General features: G+C 55.1%; 12 protein-coding genes. 8 read left to right on the top strand and 4 right to left on the bottom strand.

The window, feature by feature from the left end; translation table 11 throughout:
* Positions 1–56 precede the first annotated feature (56 nt).
* Together NNL35_RS20645 and NNL35_RS20640 are read left to right on the top strand one after the other, a co-directional pair.
* Positions 57–911 (top strand): carbon-nitrogen family hydrolase, encoded by an 855-nt coding sequence (locus NNL35_RS20645; RefSeq protein ID WP_006679896.1) that lies wholly within the window; start codon positions 57–59, stop codon positions 909–911.
* Entirely contained in the window at positions 908–2,791 is a 1,884-nt protein-coding gene (locus NNL35_RS20640) for a glycoside hydrolase family 3 protein (RefSeq protein ID WP_006679895.1), read from the top strand. The genes NNL35_RS20645 and NNL35_RS20640 overlap by 4 nt, the downstream gene beginning before the upstream one ends.
* Positions 2,792–2,842: 51 nt before the next feature.
* Here NNL35_RS20640 and NNL35_RS20635 read toward each other — a convergent pair whose 3' ends face one another.
* Positions 2,843–3,772: a LysR family transcriptional regulator gene (locus NNL35_RS20635; protein ID WP_006679894.1), complete on the bottom strand. Its 930-nt coding sequence runs from the start codon at positions 3,770–3,772 to the stop codon at positions 2,843–2,845.
* A 165-nt stretch (positions 3,773–3,937) separates the two neighbouring features.
* On the opposite strand from NNL35_RS20635, the gene leuC reads away from it, so the two are divergent.
* The 4 genes from leuC to NNL35_RS20615 all read left to right on the top strand — a co-directional run bounded on the left by leuC (position 3,938) and on the right by NNL35_RS20615 (position 7,772).
* The gene (gene leuC / locus NNL35_RS20630; protein ID WP_006679893.1) at positions 3,938–5,362 is read left to right on the top strand and encodes a 3-isopropylmalate dehydratase large subunit; all 1,425 of its coding nucleotides are present in this window, start codon (positions 3,938–3,940) and stop codon (positions 5,360–5,362) included.
* Positions 5,363–5,375: 13 nt separating this feature from the next.
* Positions 5,376–5,987, top strand: coding sequence for a 3-isopropylmalate dehydratase small subunit (leuD, locus tag NNL35_RS20625; protein ID WP_006679892.1), 612 nt, complete (start codon positions 5,376–5,378; stop codon positions 5,985–5,987).
* A gap of 196 nt (positions 5,988–6,183) precedes the next feature.
* Complete coding sequence (locus NNL35_RS20620; protein WP_083835648.1) at positions 6,184–7,029, top strand: C39 family peptidase; 846 nt, start codon at positions 6,184–6,186, stop codon at positions 7,027–7,029.
* 158 nt (positions 7,030–7,187) lie between these two features.
* Complete coding sequence (locus NNL35_RS20615) at positions 7,188–7,772, top strand: TetR/AcrR family transcriptional regulator (protein WP_006679890.1); 585 nt, start codon at positions 7,188–7,190, stop codon at positions 7,770–7,772.
* 23 nt (positions 7,773–7,795) lie between these two features.
* Here the strand turns inward: NNL35_RS20615 and NNL35_RS20610 are convergent, their stop codons facing one another.
* From NNL35_RS20610 to NNL35_RS20600, 3 genes are all read right to left on the bottom strand, one after another.
* Entirely contained in the window at positions 7,796–8,092 is a 297-nt protein-coding gene (locus NNL35_RS20610) for a DUF5316 domain-containing protein (RefSeq protein WP_006679889.1), read from the bottom strand.
* An 83-nt stretch (positions 8,093–8,175) separates the two neighbouring features.
* Positions 8,176–9,825 (bottom strand): MDR family MFS transporter, encoded by a 1,650-nt coding sequence (locus NNL35_RS20605; protein ID WP_006679888.1) that lies wholly within the window; start codon positions 9,823–9,825, stop codon positions 8,176–8,178.
* Positions 9,826–9,849: 24 nt separating this feature from the next.
* Positions 9,850–10,302 (bottom strand): MarR family winged helix-turn-helix transcriptional regulator, encoded by a 453-nt coding sequence (locus tag NNL35_RS20600; protein ID WP_006679887.1) that lies wholly within the window; start codon positions 10,300–10,302, stop codon positions 9,850–9,852.
* 301 nt (positions 10,303–10,603) lie between these two features.
* Here NNL35_RS20600 and NNL35_RS20595 point away from each other — a divergent pair, with 301 nt between their 5' ends.
* On the top strand, positions 10,604–12,088 hold the full coding sequence (locus tag NNL35_RS20595; protein ID WP_006679886.1) for an N-acetylmuramoyl-L-alanine amidase family protein: 1,485 nt from the start codon (positions 10,604–10,606) through the stop codon (positions 12,086–12,088).
* A gap of 64 nt (positions 12,089–12,152) precedes the next feature.
* The gene (locus NNL35_RS20590) at positions 12,153–12,764 is read left to right on the top strand and encodes a GerMN domain-containing protein (RefSeq protein ID WP_006679885.1); all 612 of its coding nucleotides are present in this window, start codon (positions 12,153–12,155) and stop codon (positions 12,762–12,764) included.
* The last annotated feature ends 69 nt before the right edge of the window (positions 12,765–12,833 follow it).

Genomic DNA, 12,833 nt, shown 5'->3' with positions numbered 1-12,833 from the left:
GTATCATGAAGGAAAGTGTGGAAAAACTGGACAGAACGAAGGAGCGTGTCAATCGAATGAAGCCGGAAGCATGGAGAATATGCCTGATTCAAATGGATGTCAGCATCGGAGAGCCGGATCGCAACGCGGACCGCGTAAAGCGCCGCATTGAGCAAGTGATGGACAGTCCGGGTGCCCGGCCTGACGTCATTGTGCTACCGGAGATGTGGAATACGGGCTATGCGCTGGAAAAGCTCGATCAATTGGCAGATCCCGGAGGGGAAGCGGCGCGGGAGCTGCTGTCGGCGCTTTCCGCCCGATATGGAGTGAATATTATCGGCGGATCGGTATCGGTGCGTGAAGGAAGCCGCTTCTATAACCGCTTGTATGTGACGGATCGCCAGGGACGGATTGCGGCTCAATATGATAAGACTCATCTGTTCCGGTTGATGGATGAGCATTCGTATTTGACTGCGGGAGACTTGCTGGGACGCTTTGAACTGGATGGCGTGGCGTGCGGGGCCATCATATGCTATGATTTGCGCTTCCCGGAGCTGGCGCGCACGCTGGCCCTTGACGGGGCCGAGGTGCTGTTCGTGCCGGCCCAGTGGCCGCATCCGCGCCTTCACCACTGGCGCACGCTGCTGACGGCCCGGGCCATCGAGAATCAGATGTTCATCGCTGCCTGCAATCGGGTTGGCACAAGCGTAGGAGCGGACGGAACCGCGTCCGCCTTCTTCGGCCATTCGGTCGTGCTTGATCCTTGGGGAGAGACCATCGCGGGGGCGGAAGAAGAAGAAACGGATATTTACGCGGATATCCCGCTATCATCCGTCCAGGAGGTTCGCAGCCGGATTCCTGTATTTGCGGATCGGCGGGAAGCGTTGTACCGCGGGATCGGGAAGCCCGTATCCGCCCAGGAGCGGGCATGAGCACGCCTCCGCGTTCGAACCGGCACGGCCGGACACGGCGAGGCGGAGCCCGGCGGAAGTTCATCATCCTGGCCTTGGTGCTGCTTGTCGCGGCCGTTGGCCTCGGCGCCTGGATCGCCCTCCAGCCTCAGGCAGGACCGGCGGAAGGTCCCGGAACAGGCGCCGGTAGCGGCCTTGCGTCACCGGGCGGGACACCGGCAGGGAACGATGGAGCGATCGCCAAACAGGAGAAGGAGAAGGAGAAGGAGAAGGCGTTCATTGAACAGACGCTGTCTGGCATGTCGCTCGATGAGCGGATCAGTCAAATGCTGATGGTCGATTTGGAGGCAGTCGCCCAGGAAGCCGGTGGCGTCCAGCTGGAGGAAGCGATGCAGAAGCTCCGCCCCGGCGGGGTCGTCCTGTTCCGAGGCGATATTCCGGATATCCGCTCGGTTTTGACGCTGAATCGCCGCTTGCAGCAGACGGCTGCCATTCCGTTATGGATGAGCACCGATCAGGAGGGCGGCATCGTCACACGGCTGCCCTTCGCCTCGGCGATGAACGGCAATATGGCGATCGGCGCGACGGGGCGCCCGGGAGCGGCCGCCGAGACGGGGGAAGTGCTCGGCCAGATGCTCGCCAAGCTGGAGATCAATCTGGACTTCGCGCCGGTCGCCGACATCAACAGCAATCCGGACAATCCGGTTATCGGCCTCCGCTCGTACGGATCGGATCCGGAGCAGGTGGCAGACTTCGTCAAGTCGTTCATCGTCGGCATGCATGCCGCCGGGCTGCCTGCGGTGGCCAAGCATTTCCCCGGGCATGGCGACACGGCGACCGATTCGCATATTGGGCTTCCGAAGCTCGATTACGAGCTCTCTCGCTTCGAATCCATCGAATGGGTGCCGTTCAGGGCCGCCATCGCGGAAGGCGTCGATGCGATCATGAGCGCGCATATTCAAGTGCCGCAGCTGGAACCGGCGACGGCCGTCTCGAAGCTGGACGGGAAGCCGATTACGCTTCCGGCGACGTTGTCGCCGCATCTGCTGACCGGCGTGCTGCGCGAACAGCTTGGCTTCCAGGGGGTCATCGTGACGGATGCGCTCAATATGAAGGCCATCGCCGATCACTTCGGGAGCGAGGAAGCGGCGGTCATGGCGGTGAAGGCAGGGGCGGACATGCTTCTGATGCCGCCGGAGCCGGCCGCGGCGGTGAGCGCGATACACCGGGCGGTGGATGCCGGCGAGATTGAGGCCGCCCGGATTGACGACAGCGTCCGCAGAATACTGCGGATGAAGCGGAAGTACGGCCTGCTGCCGGACACGGCCTCCCCGCCCGTGCCGCTGGAAGATGCAATCCAGGGAGCCGAGGCATATTTTCAGTCAGGCTCGGCGGAGCAGACGGCCGACCGCATCGCGGCCGAAGCGGCCACCGTATGGGGAACCGGAGTGAAGACGAAGTTGCCGCTGCTTCGCGGGGATGGCCGCCGCGTCATCCTCATCGGGGATCAGCGGACGGTACTGGAGCGCGTACAGCGCGAGATCGAAGGGGCCGCTTCCGCTGCGGCCGGGGGGAGCATTCAGGTCGAAGCGCGGACTCCAGCGGAGGTCCCATCCCCCCGGCAATGGCCGTCCGGGGCCATCGCGGTCTGGGTGACGCAAGACCTGCATCATGATCGCAGCAGCGCGGAGACGGTGATAAGCTGGTTCCAGGCCGCAGCGGAGCAGGACGTTGCGGCTGCGGTGCTATCCGTCGGAACACCGTACGATATCGCCGAACTGCCCGATATCCCGCTCGGCATTGCCGTCTACGGGACGACGTCCAGTAACCTCCGCGCCGGCGTCAAGGCGCTCTTCTCTGCCGAACCGCCCGCAGGCAAGCTGCCGGTCGCGCTTCCATAGACAGACATACAGCCCCGAACCGTCATAAGCGGTCTCGGGGCTGTTCTTCATTTAAGGGGTTCCGGCCCGGCCGCCGAACCGCTCTGCAACCATGCTCTTCAAGGTCTGCATGAACGCCGATGCCGCATGAGACATATAACGGCCTTCGCGGTAGGCGATGACGAGGGTACGGGCGGGGCGTCCGGCCAGCGGCAAGTAGGCGGGGACGAATTCGATGCGCGGCGCCCGCGCGATGAACGCGGGGACGAGCGCGACCCCCATTCCTGCGGCGACGAGCGATTGCACGGTCTCGATATTGCTGCTCTCGAATACGACATTGGGCCGGAAGCCGGCCTGTTCGCACAGATCCATCGTCAGCTGCCGGAAGCCCTGTCCTCGCTTCAGCAGGATGAACGGCTCATCCTGCAAGGAAGCGAGCGGAACCTCCTCGACAGGAGCTCCGTTCTGCGGCAGGAGTGGATGCTGGCTTGGGACGGCGAGCAGAATCTCCTCATCGACGAGCGGCTCCCAGGTCAGGGCCGGATCGGTCAGCGGCAGCGAGAGCAGGCAAAGATCGTTTTTTCCTTGCGCCGTCATCCGCTCGAGATTGGACGTAGACGTATCCTCCACGAGCACGAGATCGATATCCGGGTAGATGGAATGGAACGAAGGAAGCACGTGAGGGAGCAGGTGAGAGCCCGTAATCGGCATTGTCCCGATGACGACCTTTCCTTTTTTCGTCTGGCTGATATCGGCCATCTCGCTTTTTAATTGCTCCATCGCATCCCATATTTTCTGAGCGCGATCGACGAAGATCTCGCCGGCATGCGTCAGCTCGACCGAGTTGGTGGTGCGGCGGAACAGCAGCACCCCGATTTCCTTCTCCAGCTTGGACAGCTGCTGGCTGAGCGAGGGCTGGGCGATATGCAGCTTCTCGGCTGCCCGCGAGAAATTGCGTTCCTGCGCAATCTGCACCGCATATTGTAGTTGCCGAAATTCCATAGGTATGTCCTCCAAATGAAAGAATATAGCTAACGCCCTGATATACAATTAGAGTTATAGGTTGAACCTATCATTGTTATAGATATTATATCTTGGATCAATGAAGAAGCAAATGCTATATTCATTCTAATAGTACAGCGCATTATGCGGAGAGGTGAAGAACGAATGGCTGCAAAGAAAACGATGTATGAAAAAATTTGGGATGATCACGTTATCGTTCAAGAGGAAGGAAAGCCGGGGATCTTGTACATTGACCTGCACCTGGTGCATGAGGTCACATCGCCGCAGGCGTTCGAAGGGCTGCGCATGAGCGGCCGCAAGGTGCGCAGACCGGAATTGACGTTCGCCACGATGGATCACAACGTGCCGACGAAGGATCGCTTCAATATTACTGATCCGATCTCGAAGCAGCAGATCGACACGCTGTCCAAAAACTGCGAGGAATTCGGCGTGACGCTGTTCGATCTGAACAGCATCGATCAAGGGGTCGTGCACGTCATGGGCCCTGAGCTCGGCCTGACCCATCCGGGGAAGACGATTGTATGCGGAGACAGCCATACGTCTACCCACGGGGCATTCGGAGCGCTTGCCTTCGGTATCGGGACGAGCGAAGTCGAGCATGTGCTGGCTACTCAATGCCTGCAGCAAGCCAAATCGAAGACGATGGAAGTGCGGTTCGTCGGCAAGCGGAAGCCGGGCGTTACGGCCAAGGACATGATTCTCGGATTCATCGCCCAATACGGAACGGACTTCGCGACCGGCTATGTTATCGAATATACGGGCGAAGCGATTCGCGAGCTGACGATGGAAGAGCGGATGACAGTATGCAACATGTCGATTGAAGCGGGAGCGCGTGCCGGGCTGATCGCACCGGACGAGACGACATTCGAATATTTGCGCGGACGCCAGTATGTTCCTCAGGGCGAAGCCTTCAACAAGGCGATCGAACGCTGGAAGCAGCTTGCCACGGATGAAGGGGCCTCCTATGATCTGGTCGTGGAAGTCGATATGGACAGCCTCATTCCGCAGGTGACCTGGGGCACAAGCCCTGGCATGGGAACGGATATTACGGCTGCGGTGCCGAATCCGGCAGATTTCAAGACCGAGAATGAGCGCAAAGCCGCGGAGAAGGCGATTGAATATATGGGGCTTACGCCGGGAACGCCGATGACCGAGATTGGCATCGATTACGTGTTCATCGGATCATGCACGAACGGACGGATTGAAGATTTGCGCGCCGCTGCTGAAGTGGCCAAAGGGCATAAAGTAAGCGACAAGGTCACTGCGATCGTCGTGCCTGGATCGGGCCGCGTCAAATTGCAGGCCGAGTCCGAAGGGCTTGACGCCGTGTTCAAGCAAGCGGGCTTCGAATGGCGCGACGCCGGATGCAGCATGTGCCTCGCGATGAATCCGGACGTATTGCAGCCGGGCCAACGCTGTGCATCGACTTCGAACCGGAACTTCGAAGGGCGCCAGGGCCGCGGAGGACGCACCCACCTCGTCTCACCGGCGATGGCTGCGGCTGCAGCCATTAAGGGGCATTTCGTCGATGTGCGCAATTGGGAATTCAAGTCGGAAGTATTGAACTAGGAGGGAACGGACGATGCAACCATTTACAACAATGACGGGATTGGTGGCGCCGGTCGATCGCGTGAACGTAGATACGGACGCCATCATTCCGAAGCAATTTTTGAAGCGTATCGAGCGGAGCGGGTTCGGGCAATTCCTGTTTTACGAATGGCGTTTTGATGAGGAAGGGAAGGAAATTCCGTCCTTCTCGCTTAATCAGCCGCAATACAGCGGAGCGAGCGTGCTGATCTCGCGGGCCAACTTCGGCTGCGGCTCCTCCCGGGAACACGCGCCGTGGGCGATTCTCGACTATGGATTCCGCTGTGTGATCGCTCCATCCTTTGCGGATATTTTCTATAACAACTGCTTCAAAAATGGCATTCTGCCTATCAAGCTGTCGGAGGAGCAGGTGGAGGATCTGTTCCAGCGGACGGCGCACCATTCAGGCTACAAGCTCCATATCGACCTGGAGAACAAGCAGTTAACCGATGATTACGGCTTGTCCTGTTCGTTCGATCTGGATGAGCACCGCCGCCAATTTTTGCTGCAGGGGCTCGATGATATCGGGTTGACCCTCCAGCATGAGGATGCGATTGCCGCGTATGAGGCGAAGCATGCAGAGCGCCTGGCCGCTTCCGCATCCTGAATCCTGACGCGAAGACTCCCTGTCCCGAAGCTTAGCCTTCGGAGCAGGGTTTTTTTGTGAACATGCTGTCAGCACCAGACGGAAGAACCGTCTAAAGTGGTTATGCTACCTAAAGGGAGCGGGCTTTGCAGAATATTTATGGGACATGCCGGAACAATAGGACTGTAAATATTTTTGAAGGAGTGGGGAATTGGCAATGATTAATCGTGTGACGATCCATGTCCTTGTTATTGTCCTGCTGGCCATCGCCCCAGGCTGCACACAACAAGCTCAACGGCAACCAGCCCCCGATGCCCCAGTCCAGCGTGAGTTTGACCGGAACAGACTCAATGCATCGAGTTCAGAAGGTGAGGCTCCCAATGATGTGCAAAGCAATCCAACCAATCAAAGCCATCCAAGCAAGCAGGGTCAATCGCTCTCTCAAGAGCCTCGACCTGCGCGCAAAGAAAAAATACTGTTGGACGTTCCGCTCGTCGCGCAAAATCCTGAATTGAAAAACGGTTGCGAAGTAACAAGCTTAGCCATGATATTGAAATATGCCGGAATTCGGGTAGGAAAAATGGAACTGGCAGATGAAGTAAAAAAGGAGCCGGATGACATAAAGACAGGCAAGGCGGGCGATATCACCCATTGGGGCGATCCGAATGAAGGATTTGTGGGAGATATAACGGGGAAAGAGAAAGGTTACGCGATCTATGCCGAACCGCTCGAAGATCTGATGAAGAAGTATTTGCCGGGACGTACGGTCAATTTGACGGGGCAATCGTTCGAGAAGATACTGCGGCACGTAAGCACAGGAAAGCCTGTCGTAACCTGGACTACTGGCGATTATAAATTACCTGATCGCTGGGAATCGTGGAAGCATGGAAACGAACAAATTACGACCCCGTTGGATCTCCATGCAGTCGTGTTGGCGGGCTATGATCCGAACTATGTATATCTCAATGATCCGCTCTCCGCCCGCAAGGCAGTCAAAGTAAAAAAGAAGCAATTTATCGAGTCCTGGCATGCGCTAGGATCTCAGGCGTTGTCATATGAATGATACATCGGCCTCGCTTCGGCGCTTCATCCTCATGAGCAAACGTGTATCGAAGCCCAATATATTCTCTCCTTGACGCCATTTGAGTAAGGACATATACTCGGCATGATGATACGCATGATGCGAAGTGCTTACCTTGTTGGTCAAGAGGGGGAAGTTACATGAGAGAGCGGCTGATGCAGGCGGCCTTGGACTTGATGTCGATCCAGGGACTCAAATTTACGATGAGCGATCTGGCCGGGGAGATGGGGATAAGCAAACGAACCATTTATGAGCATTTCTCCTCGAAGGAGGAGTTGATCGGCTCAATCGTTGACCAATCGATCGATGAAGTTATCCAGCTTGAGAGAGGGATTTATGAGAATCCGCAATGGAGCAGTCTGGAGAAGCTGAAGCGGGTCCTCTCCATCGTACCGAGCGGGCTGAAGCTGAGCGATCAGCGGCTGCTGGCGGAGATGAAGCGGCTTGCTCCGAATGAATGGAATAAAATCAACAATTATTTGCAGGAAGAATGCGGGTGGTCTACCGTAACCAATATTATTGAAGAAGGCATTGCCGCCGGGGAAATACGGTCTGTCCATGTACCGAGCGTCGTGCAGATGATGATCGGAGCCTCGGCCGCCTTGTTCGATCCTGAATTCTTGATGCGCTCGTCCTGTACGCTGCAGCAAGCGGTAGAAATGATGGCGGAGACGATGACGCTGGGACTGGCTGCTCCGGCCAGCGATGCAGATACGCCCGGATGAACGGCAAAATAGCAGAATACCGGTTAACGATATACGAATATGTAGAGAAGCAGCGAAGCAAGCACGCTTGGCAGACCGAGCAAGAGCAGCGTAGCGCTGAAGCTTGTCTGCCTGCGCGTATCATCCTCCGAGTTGTGTGTATAATTGAATTGCCAATGTCTCTGATCCCTGAACGTGCCGGACAGCAAGCCGGCGAATGCCCATAGTCCGAGACCGACGAAGCCGTTGATGAGGAACATGTGGTACAGATTACTCGTAACCAACGTATAGATTCCCGTTACTCCTATGATGATCAGTCCCCATAGGATGCGGATGTACATAGTTAGCGCCCCCTTTACTAATGATTCCCTTATAAATAACCGCCTTATCCGAAGGGATAAGGCGGTTCGTTTTGATAAGCATATTAAGATTTGGAATTGACGAAGACTTGCTGTCTCGCTTCTCCTGCATGGTCGCCTTGCTTCACCTTGACATCCTTCGCGGAGCGAAGCGGGATTTCCTTCAGGAAGAAGGTCAGGACGACGGCTACCGCCGTGACGATGGCTCCTGTCAGGAAGGTACTGGTCACGCCGTAGCTAAGCGCTTCGCGCACCATATGAACGAGATTGTCGACCATCGTCTGCAGTTCAGGCGGAAGCTGGCTCATGATGCTTTCCAGCTTAGGCTGATCGAGCAGCGTCTGCGGATTCATCACATCCTTGATCGACTCCGCGTATTTCGGATCGATTTGCATTTGTCCGCCGGCAGCGCCGGATGCTGCGCCGAGTTCGGTCATTTTGCTGGTCATGTGAGAGTTCATGACGGTTCCCATCACTGCGATGCCGATCGTTCCGCCCAAGGAGCGGAACAGCTGCGAGGATGCGGTCGCCACGCCGAGCTGCTGCGGCTCTACCGCATTCTGAATCGTCAGGGAGAATACAGGCATGCTGATCCCGAGACCGAGACCGACGATGCACATATAAATAACGGTAATATAAATCGCCGTATCCGGAGTCATGAAGTGCAGGAGCACCATGCCGAACGTCATAATGAGCAGGCCGCCGATGGCCATTTTTTTATATTTTCCCGTCTTCGAGATGAACTGTCCGATAAATGCCGTGCACAGAATCATAACGACGGACATCGGCATGGTGACATAACCCGAATAGGTCGGGGAGATGCCCTTAACCCCTTGAACAAAGAAGGGAACATAAATGATGGCCCCCATCATGCCGGCATTCAATACGAATCCGGCCAGGTTCGACACGGTGACGATGCCGTTGCGGAACAGCGACAGCGGCAGTACCGGAGATTTGACCTTCATTTCCACCAAAATGAAAATAATGAGGGAAACGACGGTTGCCGAGAACAGGCCGATAATTTGCCATGAACCCCAAGCGTATTTGCCTGCGCCGTCTCCCGCCCAGGAGAAGGCGAGCAGCAGCGGCACAATAGTCGTCGTCAGGAATATCGAGCCCCAATAGTCGATCGATTCTCCAACTTTGCGCTCCACTTTCGGGAACAGGGAGATAATCATAAAGAAGGCGACAATGCCAAGCGGCAGGAACATCCAGAATACCCATCTCCAATCAAGATGGTCGACCAGATAGCCCCCAAGCGGCGGCCCCAGCACGCTGGACAGGCCGAACACGCCGCTCATGACGCCCATCCATTTCGCCCGCTCCCGCGGCGCATACAGATCGCCAACGGCTGTGAATGCGGTAGACATAATAATGCCGGCGCCCATTCCCTGAATGCCGCGGAACGCAATCAGTTGAAAAATATCGGCGGAAAAGCCGCTCAGGAATGCGCCCAGCATGAACAGCGCGATACCAGCCAAAATAAAAGGCTTCCGCCCGTAAATATCAGATAATTTGCCAACCAGCACGGTAGCGACTGTCGAGGTCAGCAGATAGATTGTAATTGCCCATGTATAATAGTCCATCCCGCCAAGCTTCGCGATAATGCGCGGCATGGCGACGCCGATGATCGTCTGATTGATGGCTGAGAAGAACATCGCCGCCATAATCGCGATCATGATCGTTAATTTTCGTTTTTCTGATAAATGTTCCATAAATCCACTCCTTGTCTTACTCCATTACTCTTCCAGCATTTCTTCCTCATATTGGTCCAGGTTCTCCAGCAGCTTCTCATAGGTCCGGTTGAGATGGCGCAGTTCGTCTTCCGGCAGATTACTGAACAAATAACGGATGATCTCCAGCCGCTCCTGATGAAGCTCCTTCAAAATGTCCATGCCTTTGTCGGTAATCTCCAGAAAGACAACCCTGCGATCCTCCTCGTCGCGCTTGCGCTGCGCATACCCGCTCGCGATCAGCTTATCGGAAATGCTGGTGACACCGCCAGGCGTAATGCCGATCGACTCCGCCAGGCCAGACACCTTCTGCGGACCTTCGGTCGCCAGCTTCACGAGAATATAAGTCTGCGAATCCGACAAGCGATCGTTGAACTTCTTCTTGCGCAAGCACTGAATCTTGCGGGATACTCGCCAGAACAGCCGCTCGAACTGAATGAGATCCTCATCTCCCGCCATTATCCAACCTCCTTTAGTTGATATAATTTATACAAATTATAATGTATACAAGTTAAATAGTTTACTAACTAAAATAAAAGCAATTCATAGTATATTCCTCTGATTAGATGGCGTCAACCTTTTTTTAAAAGTTTTTCTTGCCACGGCATCCCGGTTCTATTACCTTAATAAGTAAGGAAAAATATACCCGAAAAATGTTGAAATCACGCAACTTTTGTTTATGTTTTCCGTCTAATATATCGTCCGGTCTGAACACATAGACAGATAGGCCGGAACAATATGAAAGGATGTAGAGGTGAAGATGAAAAAAGGAAAAAAAATTGGTGTAGCTCTGATGCTCATGTGGTTGTTCATGCTGTTTCCTCAATTGGGACAAGCCGCTCCGACGGGGGCCTTGTACCTGGATGGCAATTCCATTTCATTGCCGGAGAAGATTACGTTAGTTCATTCGGTCACTATGATTCCGGTTCGCGTCGTGTCGGAACAGTTGGGGTATAAGGTGGATTGGGACCCGAAGGCGAAGACGGTAGCCATATATAATGACAGCAAACGATTGACAATGACCGTCGATCAGAAGACGGCAACGGTAAATGACAAGGAAGTCAAGCTGGACGTAGCGCCGATGCTTCAGAAGGGCACCACGCTTGTGCCGCTGCGATTCATCGGGGAGAATATGGGATTAACGGTAGATTGGGACAAGGAGACCAAATCGGTCTATCTGTTCACGGCTGACGAGTCATCCGAAGTTGTCCCGCCAACGCCGGGTACTCCGAGCGGCGAGGATGCGAATGGAAGCGGCTTGAATCCGGACGACGGGAATTCTCAAGGCAACGTTAGCGGTGAAGTGACCCCTCAAGAAGGGGATGCCCTAATCTCTGATTTTTCATTCTTCGATAACCAGTTACATATCGCTGCTTCCAGCAACGTCATTCCGAGCATTATGACGATGGACTCCCCGGATCGGGTCGTTATCGACTTCCCGAAGGCAGTATTTTCCGATGAATTTATGGAGAAATTCGGTTTCAGTATCGGCAGTCAGGGGGAAGTGGAGATTACGGACTACCCTGACGTGCAGCGAATCCGCTTCGCGATGTTCAGCGACAAGCCGAATACGGTCCGGTTCGTCGTTGACTTGAACAGCCCGAATCACGGGAAGATTACCTATAGTGAATCGGGACTGACAACGGTCGAGCTTGTTCCGGGCAAAGATACCTCTGAACCGAAGCCTCCGATTAAGACGGACGGCAAGTATACGGTCGTTATCGACGCCGGACACGGCGATCACGATTCCGGGGCCGTCAGCGTGAAAAAGCGGTACGAGAAGGACTTCAATCTGTCGCTTGCTCTGAAGGTTGGCGAGATTTTGAGTCAAGACGACCGGTTCAACACGGTGCTGTCACGCGAGGACGACACGTTCCTGGAGTTAAGTGAACGGGCGCAGCTGGCGAACAGTCTGAATGCTGATCTGTTCGTGTCGATTCATGCGAACAGCGTTGACAATAAACCTTCTGTGTCGGGCACGGAGACATACTACTGGCGCGGGGAGAGCAAGGCGTTCGCGGAGACGATGCACAAGCATCTGATGGAAGGAACGCAATTCAAAGACCGCGGTGTCCGCCAGGGGAATCATCATGTCACGAGAGAGACGAAAATGCCGGCCATTTTGCTTGAAGTCGGGTTTTTGACCAATGCCGCCGAAGAAGCCCAGCTTTTTGACGAACAGTTCCAACAGCGCGTCGCAGACAACATCGTCAAGGGGATTCTTGACTATTTGGGCTTGTCCTGAGGATGAAAAACGCAACTTTTTGCTTCATGTTGCGTTAGGAACGGTGTAAAGGAGGTCATTACTGATGAAAAATAAAAAGTGGTGGGGATTGGCTGTGCTTGTCCTGTCGATCTCTTTGGTTACTGCATGCGGCGCCAAGCCGACGACGAATGCCGGTCAGCCGGAGGTGCCTCCGACCGAGACGCAGCCGGATAACGGGGCCGTTCAGAACCCGGGCGAGGACCAGCAGGAAGCGAATCAGCAGGAACCGGAGAAGGAAGAGCCCGTGAACCAAGAGCCAGAGAAGCAGGAGCAGTCGATTACGGCTTATGTGTCCGATAGCGATCTGATGGAATTGAAATCGTACTCCGCCAAGATTCAATTCGCGGATGATGAAGAAAAGTATAAAGAAGCGCTGAAGGCGCTCCAGACGTCTGACAATCCGGAAGACACTCCGTTATGGAAAAAAATCGAATTCAAGTCAGTGAAGCTGAGCGACGGGACATTGACCGTTGATATCCATATTCCGGACGATGCCCGTCTCGGCGCCGGTGGCGAATCGTTCGCCATCGAAGCGTTGACGAAGACACTGTTCCAATTCGACGAGATCAAAGCGATTGATGTGCTCGTAGACGGCCAAGCTGAGGAGAGCATGATGGGGCATGTCACGCTGGAGCATCCGATCCACCGAGAATAATACGAACTTTTTGGGAACAGGGGCAGGAATTGCCCCTGTTCTTGTCGAAATGGAACTACTTATAGCAAT

The organism is Paenibacillus dendritiformis (genome assembly GCF_945605565.1).
GTDB classification, from domain to species: domain Bacteria; phylum Bacillota; class Bacilli; order Paenibacillales; family Paenibacillaceae; genus Paenibacillus_B; species Paenibacillus_B dendritiformis_A.
Note: the sequence above shows the minus strand (reverse complement) of the source record. Positions and strands in the feature narration are given on the sequence as shown.